This is a genomic window from Streptomyces sp. NPDC086080, from assembly GCF_044540255.1.
Lineage (GTDB): Bacteria > Actinomycetota > Actinomycetes > Streptomycetales > Streptomycetaceae > Streptomyces.
On record NZ_JBITRU010000032.1, the window covers coordinates 23770 to 40673 of the forward strand.

Below are 16904 nucleotides of genomic sequence, written 5' to 3' on the forward strand. Positions count from 1 at the left end.
CCGCGTATGGCAGAGGTACCATACGTTCATGAGCCTGAAGCGAACCACGGTCTACCTCGAGGAAGACGATCTTCACGACCTCAAGGACACGGCTGCGCGGCAAGGAGTCAGCGAAGCCGAGCTGATCCGTGAGGGCGTCCGCCTCGCCATCGCGCGCAATCGGGTCTGGGACGAGCCCGTGGGACTTCCCGTCTTCGACAGCGGCGACCCCGGCTTCGCGGAGCGAGGTGACGACATACTCGGCGAGACGGGCTTCGGCCGATGGAACGAGGCCTCGTAAGTGATCGTCATCGCCGACACGTCGGGGATCATCGCCTCGGTGGACCGCAGCTGCACCGAGCACAAGGCAGCCCGTCACGTGATGGACACGGCAGGCCTGCTGGTGGTTCCCCAGCTCGTCCTCGCCGAGCTGGACCACCTGCTGAGCCGCCGGTTCGGCAAGGACGCCGCGGGGCAGGTCCTGGACACGCTCGTGGCACAAGCCAGAACCGGACGCTACGTCCTGGGTGACACGCACGTCGGGCTGCTCGCGGACGCCAGACTCATTCAGCGCAGGTACCGGGAACTCGCCCTCGACCTGGCCGACTCGATGATCGCGGTCATGGCTCGCGAGTACGCCACGGACGCCGTACTCACGCTCGACCGGAAGGACTTCCGAACCGTCCGCCCGCTCACCTCACACGCGGCCTTCCGGCTCCTCCCCGACGATCTCTAGCATCTCCCGCCCGTCTGTCAATCACCGCGGGCCCCGATGTCGGACACCCCTGGGGTGAAGGTCTCCTCATTCTCCTCATCCGCCACGAACAGCCCGGCCCGAACGCCGTACGCCATGGCGATCTGGTGAATGCCTTCGCGGATCATCTCCGCCTCCGACACCCCCCGGCGGGCGGCAGCCTCCTTGATCAGCTGCAGATCGCTGTCGTCGACGTCGATGTCGATGTGCCTTACCGTCACGCCTCATCGTACGGCTCGCCCCATCAAGGCCGGAGCCATGAGCATGACCGGTCGACCGACCGGCCTGGCCGCGGGTGTCTGTCGCCCTGGGCCGGTGCGCGTCGCCTGCCGCGCGGACTCGGTGGTGGCCCGCGTGACCAGCTCCGGCGCCGCGTTACATCAGCTCCCCATGAGAGAAACCCGGGTTGAGGGAGCCCCGCACCGGCCGTGCGGACGGCCCAGGTGGAGCTCCCTTGTGCCGCTCGGCGTGCCGTCATCTCCCCGGCGAGCCGGCGAGCCCGCGAGCCCGCGCGCCCGCGCGCCCGCGCGCCGGCTCGCCGGGGAGCAGCGGACGAAGATCGACGGGTGGGACGGTGCGGCAGGGGCGGGTGGCCGTTCACGGTTGGACGTGCACGTCCGTCGGATGTCCGCCGTTCCGGAGGGGACCGCCCCGCGCGTCAGGCCGGTGTTCCCTCGCGCCAGCCGTTGGTGATCGGCAGGCGGCGGTCCTTGCCGAAGCCCTTCGGGGAGATCTTCGTGCCCGGCGGATACTGCCGGCGCTTGTACTCCGCCCGGTCCACCATCCGCAGCGTCTTCGCCACCAGTTCCGCGTCGAACCCGGCGGCGACGATCTCGTCGGCCCCGCGGTCCCGGTCCACGTACAGCGCCAGGATCGCGTCCAGCACCGGGTAGTCCGGCAGCGAGTCGGTGTCCACCTGTCCTGGCCGCAGCTCCGCGCTCGGCGGCTTCGCGATCGAGTTCTCCGGGATCGGCGGCGTCTGCCCCCGCTCCGCCGCCGCGCGGTTGCGCCACTCGGCCAGCCGGAACACCGATGTCTTGTACACGTCCTTGATCGGCCCGTACGCCCCGACCGAGTCGCCGTACAGCGTCGAGTACCCCACCGCCAGCTCCGACTTGTTCCCCGGAGCCAGCACGATGTGCCCCTCCTGGTTGGAGATCGCCATCAGCAGCGTCCCCCGCAGCCGTGACTGCAGGTTCTCCTCCGCGAGCCCGGTCAGCCCCAGCGCGCCCATGTACGCGTCGAACATCGGCTCGATGGCGACCGTCCGGAAGTTCAGCCCCGTCCGCCGCGCCAGCTCCGCCGCGTCGTCCTTGGAGTGCTCCGACGAGTACTTCGACGGCATGGACACGCCGTATACGTTCTCCGCACCCACCGCGTCACAGGCGATCGCGGCGACGAGCGCCGAGTCGATCCCCCCGGACAGCCCGATCAGCACGGACCGGAACCCGTTCTTCGCGACGTACGCCCGCAGCCCCACGACCAGCGCGGAGTACACCTCCTCGTCGTCGTCGAGCCGCTCGGCGTACCCGCCGGGCGACGCGGCGTCGTACGCGGGCACGGGCTCCTCCGACAGCACGACCCGGTCGATCCGCAGCCCGTCGTCCACCACCCCCACCGGCGCGTCGGCCGCGGCGGCCGGCAGTTCGAGATCGACCACGACACACGCCTCGGAGAACTGCGGCGCCCGCGCCACCACCTCGCCGTCACGGTCGACCACGATGGAGTCCCCGTCGAAGACGAGTTCGTCCTGTCCGCCCATCATCGCGAGGTACGCGGTCGTGCACCCGGCCTCCTGCGCCCGCTTGCGCACGAGCTCCAGCCGGGTGTCGTCCTTGTCGCGCTCGTACGGCGAGGCGTTGACCGACAGCAGCAGCCCGGCCCGCGCCGAGCGCGCCGCCGGCACCCGCCCCCCGTCCTGCCAGAGGTCCTCGCAGATGGCGAGGGCGACGTCGACACCCCGTACCCGCACCACGGGCATGGTGTCACCGGGCACGAAGTACCGGAACTCGTCGAAGACGCCGTAGTTCGGCAGGTGGTGCTTGGCGAAGGTCAGCGCCACCTCGCCCCCGTACAGCACGGCGCCGGCGTTCTGCGGCGCGCCCGCCGGCTGCCCGTACTTCGGCTGGGCGGCGGAGCTGCGGTCGAGGTAGCCGACGACCACCGGCAGTTTCCCGAAGCCCTCTTCGGCCAGCCGCGCGGCGAGCGAGCGCAGCGCCGCGCGCGAGGCCTCCACGAAGGACGACCGCAGGGCGAGGTCCTCGACGGGATACCCGGTCAGCACCATTTCGGGGAACGCCACGAGGTGCGCCCCCTGCTCGGCGGAGTGCCGGGTCCAGCGGACAATCGTTTCGGCGTTGCCGGCGATGTCGCCGACGCTCGAGTCGATCTGATTCAGGGCGAGACGTAGTTGAGGCACGCGGCCCAGTGTAATCGTCAAACCGACACGATGTCTCGGGTCCCCGGGTCCCCCGTGGCCGGCCGCTACGGCCGGGCAGCCGCGCCCCGTTCCTTCAGCATCGACGCCATCAGCGCGATCTCCGACTCCTGCGCCTCGACCATCCCCCGCGCGAGCCGCTTCTCGACCCCGACCTCGCAGGCACGCACACACCCCTGGGCCATGTGCACCCCGCCCTTGTGATGGTCCGTCATGAGCTGGAGGTAGAAGACCTCGGCCCGCTTCCCGTCCAGCGTCCCCAGCCGCTCCATCTCGGTATGGGTCGCCATCCCCGGCATCAGCGCCCCGTCCTCGCCGGACGCGGTGTCGCCCATCCCCATCCAGGTCATGGGCGGATCCGCGGACACCTTGGGCAGCTCCCACAGGTCGAGCCAGCCGATCAGCATGCCCCGCTGGTTGGCCTGCGTCTGGGCGATGTCGTAGGCGAGCCGCCGGACCTCCTCGTCGTCCGTCCGGTCGCGCACGATGTACGACATCTCGACGGCCTGCTGATGATGCACGGCCATGTCCCGGGCGAACCCGGCGTCCGCGGAGCCGGCGGTGGGCACCGAGTCCGAGGAGCCCTCGTCCCCGGCCACCGCGAAGGTGATCGCGCCGGCCGCGACGAGCGCCGTCGCCGCGGCGCCCGCGACCAGCCCCCACTGCCTCATCCGGACAGCCCGTTGGTGCAGGCCGCCCCGGGCTCGGGGGTCTGCTCGCCCTGGACGAACTTCTCGAGGAACGTGTCCACGGCCGGGTCGTCCGCACCGGTCACCGCCCGCTGGTGCCCCCAGGCGGTCAGCAACAGGGGTTCCTTCTGCCCGTCCACCGGACTCATCAGCGTGTACGGCGTCTTCTTCACCTTCGCGGCCAGCGCGTCGACGTCGGCCTTCTCCGCGTCGGCGTTGTACGTCACCCAGACCGCCCCGTGCTCCAGCGAGTGCACGGCGTTGGTGTCGTTGATCTCGTCGGTGTAGACGTCCCCGTTGCAGTTCATCCACGCGGGGTTGTGGTCACCGCCCACCGGAGGGGCGACGGGATAGTCCACGGCCTTGGTCACATGGTTGCGCCCCAGCTCGCCCTTCCAGGTACGCACGCCGTCCTTGCCGGTGACGAGCTTGCCCGCGCTCGTGGAGCCGCCCGCGGTGCCGCCCCCGTCGTCCGACTGCGACCGGACGAGCACCACTCCCCCGGCGACGAGCCCGCCGACGACCACCGCACTGGCGACGATGGTGAGGATCCGGTTGCGGCGCTCGCGGGCCTGTTCGGCGCGCCGCATCTCCTCTATGCGAGCCGTGCGTGCGGCGCTGCTCTTCTTGGCGGAGCCCATGGGGAATGCCCTTCGGGGAGGCGTGGGACGAACGGATCAGCTGATCGTAGTAGGGAAGGTGTGGCGCGTCGTAGAGGGCGGGGACATCGGGCCGGGACGTACGACCACAGCCTCCGCACAGATCCTCCACCGCGAATAATTTGAACCCCGGATGCGCATTACCTACGCTGCCTGGTATGCGGCTTCTGCGCTCCACCGACCTGGCTCTCCGGGTCCTCATGCGCCTCGCCGTGACCGACGAATCCAACCCGACGACACGGGACGTCTCGACGGCCACGGACGCGCCGTACACCCATGCCGCGAAGGTGGTCGCCGAGCTCCAGCACATGGGGCTGCTCACGACCCGGCGCGGCAGGGGCGGCGGCCTGGCCCTCACCGAGGCGGGCCGTAACGCCTCGGTGGGTGGCCTGGTCAGGGCCTTCGAGGGCGACGGCGACGTCGTCGACTGCGAGGGCACCGCCACCTCGGCCCCCTGCCCGCTGAGCTCCGCCTGCCGGCTGCGCGGCGCCCTGCGCCGGGCCCAGGAGGCGTTCTACGCCGCGCTGGACCCGGTCACGGTGGCGGACCTCGTCGCCGATCCGGCCGGCCCCGTTCTGCTGGGTATCCCCCCGCGGCCATGAGCCGCCCGTTCCGGATGCGGGCGCGAACAGGCAAGATGTGCTGCAGAGCGGTACACCTGACGGGTGGGAGGCGTTCACGCCACGGCCGGCCGACCGATCAAGGTCGGCAACGCGTATGAAACGCTGGTGTGGTGGGATGCCCGTGTGCCCGCCCGGGCACCCGCCCACCTCCGGGGCACGGGTGCGGACGCACGCGGACAGGCGGCCTGACCGGCAAGGATGGGGAAGCGGAAGATGGACAAGCAGCAGGAGTTCGTGCTCCGGACGTTGGAGGAGCGCGACATCCGGTTCGTGCGCCTGTGGTTCACCGACGTACTGGGCTTCCTCAAGTCCGTGGCCGTCGCCCCCGCCGAGCTCGAACAGGCATTCGACGAAGGGATCGGCTTCGACGGCTCCGCCATCGAGGGCTTCGCCCGCGTATACGAATCCGACATGATCGCCAAGCCGGACCCGTCGACGTTCCAGGTCCTCCCCTGGCGCGCCGAGACCCCCGGCACGGCCCGTATGTTCTGCGACATCCTGATGCCGGACGGCTCCCCGTCCTTCGCGGACCCGCGCTACGTCCTCAAGCGCGCCCTCGCCCGCACCTCCGACCTGGGCTTCACCTTCTACACCCACCCGGAGATCGAGTTCTTCCTGCTGAAGGACAAGCCGCTGGACGGCAGCCGCCCGACCCCGGCGGACAACTCCGGCTACTTCGACCACACCCCGCAGAACGTCGGCATGGACTTCCGCCGCCAGGCGATCACCATGCTGGAATCGATGGGGATCTCGGTGGAGTTCTCCCACCACGAGGGTGCCCCCGGCCAGCAGGAGATCGACCTGCGCTACGCGGACGCGCTCTCCACGGCGGACAACATCATGACGTTCCGCCTGGTCATGAAGCAGGTGGCACTGGAGCAGGGCGTCCAGGCGACCTTCATGCCCAAGCCGTTCTCCGAGTATCCGGGCTCCGGCATGCACACCCACCTCTCCCTCTTCGAGGGCGACCGCAACGCGTTCTACGAGTCCGGCGCGGAGTACCAGCTCAGCAAGGTCGGCCGCTCCTTCATCGCGGGCCTGCTGCGGCACTCGGCGGAGATCGCCGCGGTCACCAACCAGTGGGTCAACTCCTACAAGCGCATCTGGGGCGGCTCGGAGCGCACGGCCGGCGCCGGCGGCGAGGCACCGTCCTACATCTGCTGGGGCCACAACAACCGCTCGGCCCTGGTCCGGGTGCCGATGTACAAGCCCGGCAAGACCGGCTCGGCACGAGTGGAGGTCCGCTCCCTCGACGCCGGCGTCAACCCGTACCTGGCCTACGCCCTGCTCCTCGCGGCCGGCCTCAAGGGCATCGAGGAGGGCTACGAACTCCCGCCGGGCGCCGAGGACGACGTCTGGGCCCTCTCCGACGCGGAGCGCCGCGCGCTCGGCATCGAGCCCCTGCCGCAGAACCTGGGCGAGGCCCTGGCCCTGATGCAGCGCAGCGACCTGGCCGCCGAAACCCTCGGCGAACACGTCTTCGACTTCTTCCTGCGCAACAAGCGCCAGGAGTGGGAGGAGTACCGCTCCGAGGTCACCGCCTTCGAACTGCGCAAGAACCTGCCGGTGCTCTGAGGCGCCCCCGACGCACACGGCAACCGGGGCAGGCGGTCATGGACCGCCTGCCCCGGTTGCCGTGTGTGCGCCTTTGCGGCATTGAACCGGAGTTCGACATTCCGTAACTGCACGGAGCCTTGCCAGCCCCTCGGGCGTGGCCCTACTGTCGCGACGAACAGAAAGAAAGCGCTTTCTCACCGATGGGTCCGGCTCACCCCGCCTCCTCCCGTCGGTCTCACTGTCATGCCCATGACATGGGCACACGCACCACCGGCACGCAGTCACCCCCTGACTTCAGAGGACGAAAGGCAAGACCACAATGAAACGATCAGTCGCCGTGCGACTCTCCGCTTTACTGGCCACGGGAGCCCTCGCGGCCGCGACCGGAGTGGCCCTGTCCACCTCCACCGCGTCCGCCGCGACCGGCGGTGTCACCGGCTACGCCACCCAGAACGGCGGCACCACCGGCGGCGCGGGCGGCCAGACGGTCCGCGCCACCACCGGTACCGCGATCCACCAGGCCCTGTGCGGCCGGGCCAGCAGCTCCACCCCGATCATCATCCAGGTCGAGGGCACCATCAACCACGGCAACACCACCAAGGTGTCCGGTAACAGCTGCAACACCGCCGCCGACAAGATCGAGCTGAAGCAGATCAGCAACGTCACCATCGTCGGTGTCGGCAACGGTGCCGTCTTCGACCAACTGGGCATCCACATCAGGGAAGCCAGCAACATCATCATCCAGAACGTGACCGTCCGGAACGTCAAGAAGTCCGGCTCGCCCACGTCGAACGGCGGGGACGCCATCGGCATGGAGAGCGACGTCCGCAACGTCTGGGTCGACCACACCACCCTGGAGGCCTCCGGCGGCGAGTCGGCGGGCTACGACGGCCTGTTCGACATGAAGGACAACACCCAGTACGTGACGCTGTCCTACAGCACCCTGCGCAACTCCGGCCGCGGCGGTCTCATCGGCTCCAGCGAGAGCGACCGCTCCAACGGCTACATCACGTTCCACCACAACCTGTACGAGAACATCGACTCCCGTACCCCCCTGCTGCGCGGCGGCATCGCGCACATCTACAACAACCACTACAAGAACCTCAACGAGTCCGGGATCAACTCCCGGGCCGGTGCCCGCGCGAAGGTCGACAACAACTACTTCGAGGACTCCAAGGACGTCCTCGGCACCTTCTACACCAGCGAGGCCGGCTACTGGCAGGTCAGCGGCAACATCTTCGACAACGTGACATGGTCCTCGCCCGGTGGCGACACCAACCCGGCCGGCCCGAACCCGACGTCGAACACCTCGGTGAGCATCCCGTACGCGTACTCCCTCGACGCGGCCAACTGCGTGCCGAGCGTGGTGAGTCAGACGGCCGGCGCCAACAAGGGCCTGAAGGTCTCGGACGGCAGCTGCACCCCGCAGAACCCCGACCCGACCGACCCCGGACCGACCGACCCCGGCCCCGACCCCACCGACCCGGACCCGACCGACCCGCCCACCGGTACCAACCTCAGCCTCGGAGCGGGCGCCGACGGTTCCTCCAAGGCCGACGGCACCAGCTACGGCAACGTCCGTGACGGCAACATGAGCACCTACTGGTCGCCGTCCGGCTCGACCGGCTCCGTCTCGGTCAAGTGGGGCTCCGCCACCACGGTTTCGAAGATCAACATCCGTGAGGCATCGGGCGCGACCGGCGCCATCGGCTCCTACCGCGTCATCAACCACGACACCGGAGCCGTCCTGGCCTCGGGCAGCGGTGCGGGCGTCATCAGCTTCTCCGCGACCTCCCTGAAGAAGATCACCTTCGAGATCACCGGCTCCTCGGGCACCCCGAGGATCGCCGAGTTCGAGACGTACGCGAGCTGACCCACCCGGGGGCCGTCCTCGCGGCGGCCCCCGGCCCCCGTCCCCGGCCAGGGGGACGAGGTCAGTCCTCGGGTGCGGCGACCCTCACGCGGGCCGCGACGGGGAGGTGGTCGCTCCCCGTGGCCGGGAGGGTCCAGGAGCTTTCCGGTTCGGCGCCCTTGACCAGGATCTGGTCGATCCGCGCCATCGGGAACGAGGCCGGCCAGCTGAAGCCGAAGCCGCTGCCCACGGCGCCCTGGGTGGAACGCATCTGGGAGGTGACGGCGTTCAGCGCACGGTCGTTCATCGTGCCGTTCAGATCGCCGAGCAGGACGATGTTCTCCAGCCGTTCGCCGGAGATGGCCTCCCCCAGCGCATCGGCGCTCTTGTCACGCTGACGGGCCGTGAAGCCGGCCTCCATCTTCACGCGGACCGAGGGAAGGTGGGCGACGTAGACCGCCACCCGGCCGGCGGGGGCGGTGACCGTGGCACGCATCGCCCGCTTCCAGCCGAGCCGGATGTCGACCGACCTCACGTCGGTCAGCGGATACTTGCTCCACAGACCCACGGTGCCCACCACCGCGTGGTGCTTGTACGTCGCCGCCAGCGCCGATTCGTAGGCGGCGACCTTCGACGCCTTCAGTTCCTCCAGGGCCAGTATGTCCGCGCCCGCGGCGGCCACGTCCCGGGCCGTGCGGGAGGGGTCCGGGTTGTCGGCGTTGACGTTGTGCGTGACCACCGTCAGATCGCCGCCGGGCGCGTTCTTGTCGCTGAGCAGGCCGCCGAAGAGGTTCAGCCAGACGACGGCGGGCAGGACCGTCGCGATCAGCGCCGTCGCCGACTTGCGGATGAGCGCGAGGACGAGCAGCACCGGGATGAACAGTCCCAGCCAGGGCAGGAACGTCTCGATCAGGCTGCCCAGGTTGCCGATCACGTTCGGGATGCGGGAGTGGGCCAGCATGACCAGGGCCAGCAGCCCCGCGCAGACCGCCAGGATCAGACCCCGGCGCCAGACGCGGCGGTCACCCCGCCAGCCTCTGCTCAACCGGTCCACCAGGCGCCGAAACCGGGAAGCCGGGCGCTCGGGCCCCGAGCCCTGGCCGTCCGTCTCCGTCATGTACGCCTGCTGCGCCATACCGCTGCCTCACAACCCGCCGTGCACACCGTCACCCCTGTGTGTGAAGACACTAGGGGATGATCGGCTCCGTTCTCGCCGCCCCTCGGCGGCCGTACGAGGGCGAGGACGCCTGGCGGCGCCCGGGGAGTTCCGGGCGAGGAGGGTGATTGTTCCCTCTGTGGCGAAACGCGCGGGGCGACGGATCGGAGCCGCCGCCCGGGTGCGCAACCGTCCACCGGTGTGGAGGAAGAAGGTGTCCCCGGTGGGAGGGAGCGTCGGTGTCCCGGTGGGGGTGGGTGCCGGGGCCGGGCCGGAGTCTCCCGACCGCGGGACGGGGGTCGCGTGGGCGGGGTCACCGTGCGTGCCGTAGGCCGGACCGGGTGTCCCGTCAGGCGTACGGGATGGTGAGGACGGAGCCCGTGCCCACCTGGAGGGTGGAGGGGCCGTTGCCCAGGGCGCTCCAGATCTCGACGCGGACGGTGCCGCCGTCCAGGTCGCCCAGGGTGCCCGAGGAGGAGTGCAGGCCCTGGCGGGCCGAGGAGTACTCCTCCCAGCCGGGCAGCGGGTCGGTCGCGAAGTAACGGAAGGTCTCGACGCGCTCGAAGGTGCCGTCGCCGGTCAGGTCGTACGACACCCGGGCCTGCTGGGCGTGGCCGACGGAACTGCCCGCGTCCACCTTGAAGGTGAAGGCGGTGCCGGCACCCGGCTTCAGGGCGCCGCCCACGTTCTCGACCTCGTAGACGAGCGGGTTCTTCGGGGTTCCGTCGTTGTTGGTGCCTCCGGCGGAGGGGATGGTGTCGGCGGAACCGGTCGCGTCCGCCTCGGTGGCGAGTCCGCCGCCCGGCTGCGGGTAGAAGGTGTCGCCCGTGACCGGCGGGTCGCCGGCCGTGGTCACGTTCAGCGTGCCGCTCGCCGGGCCGACCTGGCCGGCCGTGTCGCGGGCCCTGACGCTGTAGGTGTACTCGGTGCCGGCCGTCAGCCCGGTGTCGGTGTGCGTGGTGCCGGTGACGGTGGCGACCTTGGTGCCGCCGCGGAAGACGTCGTAGTCCTTGACGCCCTTGTCGTCGGTCGCCGCCTCCCAGGTCAGTACGACGGAGGTGCTGGTGACCTCGCCGGCAACCGGGGTGCCGGGCGCGCCGGGCGGCTGGTCGCGCGTGCCGGTGGTGGTGACCGTCACGATGTCGCTGGGCGGGCCGACCTGGTGGGAGGTGTCGCGGGCCCGGACGCGGTAGGTGTACTCCGTTCCCGAGGCCAGCCCGGTGTCCGTGTACGTGGTGTCGGTGACGGTGGCGACCTTGTCGTCGCCGCGGAAGACGTCGTAGTCCTTGATGCCGAGGTCGTCCGTCGCCGCCTCCCAGGTCAGCTCGACGGAGTCGTCGGTGATGTCGCCGGCGACCGGGGTGCCGGGCGCGCCGGGCCTGTCGTCACCGGGGGCGCCGCACAGGGTGCCGAGCTCGGTGTCGTCGCCCGCTCCGGACGCGGTCGACTTCGCCGGGACGTTCAGCACGCCGCCGTCGGAGAAGAGGACCGAGCACTCCTCGGCGCCGTAGTTGTGCGCGGCGTAGGTCGGGGTGCCGTTCCTGTCGAAGGCGACGGCCGTCGGCGAGTTGGCGGTGACGGTCATGTCCGGGGCGCCGATGGAGTTCATCGTGGAGACCCAGTGGTAGGTGTGGGCCTTGGTCTCGCCGGCCTCGGGGACGTACCCGCCGTTCCACTGGTTCCAGTACTGCATCGCCTTGGCCGGGTCGTAGAGGGAGTGGACCTGCCAGAAGATGTCCTTCCACTCGACGGCCGGGCCGCCGTTCTCCCTCTCCATCTCGGTCACGCTGCGGCGCAGCATGTCCTTCTCGCGGGCCAGGTGCAGCGAACCGCCGGTCATGGGGAGGAAGTTGATGCCGTGGATCTCCTCGGGGTTGGCGGTCCACCAGGTGGCGTAGGCGCCGCCGCTGCTCCAGACCATGCCCACGACGTCGTGGGTGAAGTCCTCGGGGTAGACCTGCTGGTCGGCGTCGAACCAGTACTGCGCGATCGACTCCGACTCGGTCATCATCATGTAGACGCCCTGGTCGCGCAGCGCCTTGTCCCCCTTTGCCGAGCCCCACATGATCAGGCCGGCGCTGAGGTTGATCGACTCCGAGGAGGACTCCTGGTTGTTGCCGGCGGCGAAGGCCTCGTGACCGGCGGCCCAGCTGTGACCGGCGTAGACGTCGAAGCCGCGCAGGAACGGGTACTTCGAGTCGTCCCTGGCCGGGTTGGCGGCGTCCTTGATGAGCTCCTTCACCATGCCGCCCCACTCGGAGTCGGCGGCCCACTGGGGGTCGTACTGCGCCACGATCGCCGCGGCCATCACGTAGTACGAGTAGTGGAAGTGGTGGTCGTTCAGCTCCTGGTCGCTGCCGTAGGAGGCCGGGTAGCCGATGAGCGTGCGCCAGTCCTTGTCGTAGGAGAACTCCGAGGGCCCGCCGACGGTGAACCACTCCTCCATGCGGCCCTCGATCAGCTCGATGAGCTTGTCGCGGTTCGCGGTGTCACCGATCTGGTCGGCGATCGGCACGAGTTGGGCGAGCTTGCCCAGGGCCTTGCCGGTCCAGTAGGTGTCGATGGCGCCGCTGAACGGGTCGCCCTGCGTCAGCACGTCGTTGATGTACGTCCTGAGCTTGGCCTTGTCGACGCCCGCGGCGCTCGGCAGCCCCGGCAGGACGCCGTTCACCTTCTGCACGGTGGTGAACGAGGTGCCTTCGCGGACCTTCATCTCCCCGCGTGAGGACACGTAGCGGTGGTCGGTCAGCGGGTCGGAGGTGTGCAGCCACTGGTGGCGGTAGAGCGCCTGGAGGGTGCCCTTCTCCGTGCCCTCCTTCGGTTCGGTGATCAGCGAGTACGTCGCCTCGACCTCTCCGGCACCCTCCCGGTACTCCCAGTCCACGGTGGAGCCGGTCACGAAGCTGAAGGCGTACTTCTCGTAGTCGGCGAGCGCATCCTCGCTGGGCAGGACGGCCAGGGAGAAGTAGTCCTTCGAGCCGAGGTCGGCCCGGATCTCGTTGCCGGACACGGTCCAGTCGCTGCTGCTCGGGGCGAACAGCGCGTAGTCGTGGCCGGAGATGGTGACGCCGAGGACGTTGCCCTGGTCGGCGAAGACCGTGGGCGGGGCCGCGGCCTTGATCTGCGCCGCGCCGCCGGTGCCCTCGGCGTACACGTACGGCATGCCGTGGCCGATGGTCGTCCGCAGTGTGCGCGCACCGTCGTTCCAGTAGGGGGTCACGGTCCAGTCGCTCCACCCGTCCGCCTTCGCGTCGGGGGAGTTGAGGCCGGCGAGGCCGAGGGTCAGATCGGCCTCGTGCGCGAACTCGTACTGCCGCCCGCCGCCCACGATCTGATGGTCGGTGGGGTAGCCGACCTCCAGGCCGCCGGACACCGCCTTGTAGGTGAGGGGGTGCCCGTACATGTTCTCCGACCACGGGTTGGCGGAGAACCGCTGGAAGGCCAGCGAGGACCACCAGTCGTTGGTCGGTACCGGCGTGTCCGCCATGCGCGGCGTGACCTTCGGCTTGACCGCCTGGCCGCCGTTGTTGGACGGACCCTGCCGTCCGGGCGGCCGGACGTCACTGTAGGTTCCCTTGCCCACCTCGATGGTGGCTGCCGAGGCGACACCACTGCCGACGGTGGCCACCAGGCCTCCTGCGGCCATCGCGGCCGCCGACAGCAGTGCCAGGGGTCTCCGGAATCTCATGCGCAGCCTCTCTGAGAGCGCTCTCACGTCGGGGGCAACGTAAGCATCGGGCAAAGGACGGTCAATGCTTCAAACAGGAATTGGGGCCTGCGGTTCGCGCGCGGATCGGCGGTGGTGGACGGGACGGATCACCGGATCGAATGACGCGATGGGGTCCTCCGCCGCAGGCGGGCAGGCGTGTCGCCGCCCCGCGCGCACACCGGGGACGCGACCGTCACGGGGGCCGCGGAGTGCGGGCCCGGCCGGCCCGACCCGACCCGACCCGGCCCGGCCCGGCGGTCCTAACCGCAGCCGCAGCCGCAGCCGCAGCCGCGCACAACGCGGAGCCGCACGCACCCGTCACCGGCAGGTGCCCAACCGGACAAACACTCGCATCGTGGACCGGTCGGCGGCGACGCCACCGCCGTCGCGCGCGGGCCCGGCCCCCGGACTGAAAGCGCTCTCACAGCGGGAGCAGGGCATCTATCCTGTCTACTGGGAGGAGCGGCAGGCGACGAGGTGCCGCGCAGCAGACCAGGAGACCCCTTGCCCGAGCAGACAGCAGTAAACCGTCCGACGCTGGAGGCTGTCGCTGCGCTGGCGGGCGTATCGCGGGCCACGGCGTCACGCGTGGTCAACGGAGGCGCCGGTGTGCGTCAGCCGCTGGTCGACAAGGTGCGCGCGGCGGTCGACGAGCTGGGGTACGTCCCCAACCACGCGGCGCGCTCGCTGGTGACCCGTCGCCACGGCGCCGTCGCCGTGATCATCGCGGAACCCGAGTTCCGGCTCTTCTCCGACCCGTTCTTCGCGCAGCAGCTCCGCGGGATCAGCCGCGAACTGACCGCCAACGACATCCAGTTGGTGTTGCTCTGGGTGGAGAACGCGTCCGATCACGAGCGGATCGCCCGGTACCTCGCCGGCGGTCACGTCGACGGAGCGATCGCCTTCTCCCTGCACGGCGACGACCGCCTGCCGGCGCTGATCACCGAGAGCAAGGTACCCACGGTCCTCGGCGGCCGGCCGGGGACGGATGCCGGCCCGCCCCTGCCGTACGTCGACAGCGACAACCGGGGCGGCGCACGGGAGGCCGTGCGCCACCTGGTCTCCCTGGGGCGCCGCACCATCGCACACATCGCGGGGCCGAGCGACCAGACCTCGGCGCTGGACCGGATCGCCGGCTATCACGACGTACTGATCGATCCCGATCCGGAACTGCTGTGCGAAGGCCACTTCACCGAGGAGAGCGGCGCCCGGGCCATGGCCGAGCTGCTCGACCGGCGGCCCGATGTCGACGGCGTCTTCGTGGCCAGCGATCTCATGGCCCTGGGCGCCCTGCGGGTGCTGCGCGAACGGGGCCTCAGGGTGCCGCAGGACGTGGCCGTGGTCGGCTTCGACGACATGGAGGCGGTGGTGCGCGTCAGTGACCCGGCGCTCACCACGGTGCGCCAGGACGTCGAGGGCCTGGGCAGGCTGTCGGTGAGGCTGCTGATCAAGCTGCTGAACCGATCGGCCGGCCACATCCCCGCATCGGTGATCATGCCGACGACCCTGGTCCGGCGCGCCTCGGCGTGAGAACCGGCTCTCGGGCGGCACCCGGGAGCGCGCCGTCCTGCCCGCCTCCACCCTCAGGGTCCACGCGGCGGATCGTGCCGGCCGGCGGGGCCGGTGCGTCCTCCTCCGCCTTGCGGCCGGACGCACCGGCCCCGCCGTCTTCGGCATGATCCGCCGAACGGGCCCCTGATCCGGGCCGGACGGACCCCCGGCGTCCCCCCTTCGGTCGCCGGGCCCGTCGAGGCCGCCCGGCGCCTCGCACGCTCCGCCTCCGGCCACACCACCGTCCGCAGGTCGGGCGGCGTTCCGGCGCGGCGGACGGACCTCGGGCGACGGTCCGGCAGGGCGGGTCCCGCGCCGGAAATTTCGATGCCGACGTGTGCGGAGCCTTGACGTGTGGCGCACCGGCCGGGCACTCTCCACTCGCACCATTGAGAGCGCTCTCAGAGCGCTCTCACGCCACTGAGCCGAGGAGCCCACCCATGCCCACAGCCCGTGCCGCAAGAAGAGCCGTCGCCCGTCTGGGGGCCGTCGTCCTGACCGGAGCTCTGCTCGCCGCGTGCGGAGGTTCGTCCGACGCCGACTCCGCCGACGGCGGCAACGGCAAGATCACCCTCACCGTGGACCTCTTCGGCTCCTTCGGCTACAAGGAGGCCGGGCTCTACACGGAGTACGAGAAGCTGCACCCGAACATCACGATCAAGCAGACGGACACCGAGGACGAGGCCGACTACTGGAAGTCGCTGCAGACCCGCCTCGCGGGCGGCGGCGGCCTCGCGGACGTGCAGGGCATCGAGGTGGGCCGGATCGCCACCGTTACCCAGCAGCAGGCCGACAAGTTCGAGGACCTGAAGAAGTACGGCGCGGAGTCCCTGAAGGGGCAGTTCGCCGAGGCCAAGTGGGCCGCCGCCACGGGCAAGGGCGGCGAGGTCCTGGGGCTCGGGACGGATGTGGGCCCCGAGGCCATGTGCTACCGCACCGACCTGCTGAAGAAGGCCGGGCTGCCCACCGACCGCGACGAGCTCGCGCAGCGCTGGTCCAGCTGGGACGGCTACCTGGAGCTCGGCAAGAAGTACAAGGCGAAGGCCCCGGGTAAGAGCGCCTGGCTCGACAGCGTCGGCAGCCTCTACTCGATCATGATCGGGCAGCAGAAGGAGCGCTACTACAACGCGTCCGGCGAGCTGATCTGGGACAAGAACCCCGCCCTGCTCGAGGCGTGGGACCGCTCCGTGGAGGCGGCGGAGAGCGGGCTGAGCGCCGAGCTCGACCAGTGGTCGCCGCAGTGGAACCAGGCCTTCGCCGCCGGCTCCTTCGCCACCATCCCGTGCCCCGCCTGGATGCTCGGCTACATCAAGGGCCAGGCCGGTGACGCGGGCAAGGGCAAGTGGGACATCGCCGCGCTGCCCGGCGGCGCCGGCAACTGGGGCGGCTCCTACCTCGCCGTCCCCCGCGCCGCCGAACACAAGAAGGAGGCGTACGAGCTCATCAAGTGGCTCACGGCGCCCGAGCAGCAGGAGAAGCTCTTCCGCAAGCAGGGCAACTTCCCCTCCAGCACCGGTGCCATCGACAAGGTCGCCGGCGCGACGGACCCGTACTTCTCGAACGCCCCGATCGGCCAGATCTTCGGTGACGCGGCCAAGGCGGCGCCCGTGCAGGTCCTGGGTCTGCACGACCAGAGCATCGCCCAGCAGATCACCAACGCGCTGAGCGAGGTGGAGCGCAAGGGCACCGATCCCGACAAGGCCTGGAAGAACGCCTCGAAGGGCGTCGCCAACACCCTCGGCTGAGCGGGGCCGAGCCGAGCCGGAGCTCCGGCCCCCGGCGTCCGCGCCCCGAGCGCCACCCCGCGCCTCCGCCACCCCGCGCCTCCGCCACCGCCGCTGCGTGCCCCGCCGGCGGCGGCGGAGGTCCCCTCGCCCGCCGTACCCTTCCCGAAGGCCGCCCTGTGACCCTTTCCGCAATCGAGGCGCCGGCTCCGCC

The 16904-nt window shown here is 70.4% G+C and carries 13 protein-coding genes; 7 read left to right on the forward strand and 6 right to left on the reverse strand.

From position 1 onward, the window contains the following. The first annotated feature begins 28 nt into the window (after positions 1-28). Both ACIF9R_RS30115 and ACIF9R_RS30120 read left to right on the forward strand, forming a co-directional pair. The gene (locus ACIF9R_RS30115) at positions 29-280 is read left to right on the forward strand and encodes a CopG family transcriptional regulator (RefSeq protein ID WP_399985550.1); all 252 of its coding nucleotides are present in this window, start codon (positions 29-31) and stop codon (positions 278-280) included. Further along, on the forward strand, positions 281-715 hold the full coding sequence (locus ACIF9R_RS30120; protein WP_399985551.1) for a type II toxin-antitoxin system VapC family toxin: 435 nt from the start codon (positions 281-283) through the stop codon (positions 713-715). Between the two features lie 17 nt (positions 716-732). On the opposite strand, the gene ACIF9R_RS30125 is transcribed toward ACIF9R_RS30120, so the two are convergent. The 4 genes from ACIF9R_RS30125 to ACIF9R_RS30140 all read right to left on the reverse strand — a co-directional run bounded on the left by ACIF9R_RS30125 (position 733) and on the right by ACIF9R_RS30140 (position 4500). Beyond that, positions 733-954 (reverse strand): CopG family transcriptional regulator, encoded by a 222-nt coding sequence (locus ACIF9R_RS30125; RefSeq protein ID WP_399985552.1) that lies wholly within the window; start codon positions 952-954, stop codon positions 733-735. 437 nt (positions 955-1391) lie between these two features. Further along, complete coding sequence (locus ACIF9R_RS30130) at positions 1392-3152, reverse strand: NAD+ synthase (protein WP_399985553.1); 1761 nt, start codon at positions 3150-3152, stop codon at positions 1392-1394. Positions 3153-3217: 65 nt separating this feature from the next. Further along, a complete protein-coding gene (locus tag ACIF9R_RS30135; RefSeq protein WP_399985554.1) occupies positions 3218-3841 on the reverse strand; it encodes a DUF305 domain-containing protein in 624 nt (207 codons plus the stop codon). Continuing rightward, positions 3838-4500 carry a DUF3105 domain-containing protein gene (locus ACIF9R_RS30140; RefSeq protein ID WP_399985555.1) on the reverse strand — a complete coding sequence of 221 codons (663 nt, stop codon included), beginning with the start codon at positions 4498-4500 and terminating at the stop codon, positions 3838-3840. The genes ACIF9R_RS30135 and ACIF9R_RS30140 overlap by 4 nt, the downstream gene beginning before the upstream one ends. Positions 4501-4676: 176 nt before the next feature. Here ACIF9R_RS30140 and ACIF9R_RS30145 point away from each other — a divergent pair, with 176 nt between their 5' ends. From ACIF9R_RS30145 to ACIF9R_RS30155, 3 genes are all read left to right on the forward strand, one after another. After that, positions 4677-5120, forward strand: coding sequence for an RrF2 family transcriptional regulator (locus ACIF9R_RS30145; RefSeq protein ID WP_399985556.1), 444 nt, complete (start codon positions 4677-4679; stop codon positions 5118-5120). A 234-nt stretch (positions 5121-5354) separates the two neighbouring features. Further along, on the forward strand, positions 5355-6716 hold the full coding sequence (locus ACIF9R_RS30150) for a glutamine synthetase family protein (RefSeq protein WP_399985557.1): 1362 nt from the start codon (positions 5355-5357) through the stop codon (positions 6714-6716). Between the two features lie 301 nt (positions 6717-7017). After that, entirely contained in the window at positions 7018-8571 is a 1554-nt protein-coding gene (locus ACIF9R_RS30155; RefSeq protein WP_399985558.1) for a polysaccharide lyase family 1 protein, read from the forward strand. 61 nt (positions 8572-8632) lie between these two features. Here ACIF9R_RS30155 and ACIF9R_RS30160 read toward each other — a convergent pair whose 3' ends face one another. Beyond that, entirely contained in the window at positions 8633-9685 is a 1053-nt protein-coding gene (locus ACIF9R_RS30160) for an endonuclease/exonuclease/phosphatase family protein (RefSeq protein ID WP_399985559.1), read from the reverse strand. Positions 9686-10055: 370 nt separating this feature from the next. Continuing rightward, positions 10056-13394, reverse strand: coding sequence for a glycosyl hydrolase (locus ACIF9R_RS30165; RefSeq protein ID WP_399985560.1), 3339 nt, complete (start codon positions 13392-13394; stop codon positions 10056-10058). A gap of 525 nt (positions 13395-13919) precedes the next feature. Between ACIF9R_RS30165 and ACIF9R_RS30170 the strand changes: the two genes are divergently transcribed. Together ACIF9R_RS30170 and ACIF9R_RS30175 are read left to right on the forward strand one after the other, a co-directional pair. Next, a complete protein-coding gene (locus ACIF9R_RS30170) occupies positions 13920-14945 on the forward strand; it encodes a LacI family DNA-binding transcriptional regulator (protein WP_399985561.1) in 1026 nt (341 codons plus the stop codon). A 461-nt stretch (positions 14946-15406) separates the two neighbouring features. Beyond that, on the forward strand, positions 15407-16711 hold the full coding sequence (locus ACIF9R_RS30175) for an extracellular solute-binding protein (protein WP_399985562.1): 1305 nt from the start codon (positions 15407-15409) through the stop codon (positions 16709-16711). Positions 16712-16904 lie beyond the last annotated feature (193 nt).

Coding starts and splice junctions, on each gene's coding strand:
- ACIF9R_RS30165 (WP_399985560.1), bottom strand. CDS start 13,394: ATGAGATTCCGGAGACCCCTGGCACTGCTGTCGGCGGCCGCGATGGCC.
- ACIF9R_RS30145 (WP_399985556.1), top strand. CDS start 4,677: ATGCGGCTTCTGCGCTCCACCGACCTGGCTCTCCGGGTCCTCATGCGC.
- ACIF9R_RS30155 (WP_399985558.1), top strand. CDS start 7,018: ATGAAACGATCAGTCGCCGTGCGACTCTCCGCTTTACTGGCCACGGGA.
- ACIF9R_RS30140 (WP_399985555.1), bottom strand. CDS start 4,500: ATGGGCTCCGCCAAGAAGAGCAGCGCCGCACGCACGGCTCGCATAGAG.
- ACIF9R_RS30135 (WP_399985554.1), bottom strand. CDS start 3,841: ATGAGGCAGTGGGGGCTGGTCGCGGGCGCCGCGGCGACGGCGCTCGTC.
- ACIF9R_RS30160 (WP_399985559.1), bottom strand. CDS start 9,685: ATGGCGCAGCAGGCGTACATGACGGAGACGGACGGCCAGGGCTCGGGG.
- ACIF9R_RS30150 (WP_399985557.1), top strand. CDS start 5,355: ATGGACAAGCAGCAGGAGTTCGTGCTCCGGACGTTGGAGGAGCGCGAC.
- ACIF9R_RS30175 (WP_399985562.1), top strand. CDS start 15,407: ATGCCCACAGCCCGTGCCGCAAGAAGAGCCGTCGCCCGTCTGGGGGCC.
- ACIF9R_RS30115 (WP_399985550.1), top strand. CDS start 29: ATGAGCCTGAAGCGAACCACGGTCTACCTCGAGGAAGACGATCTTCAC.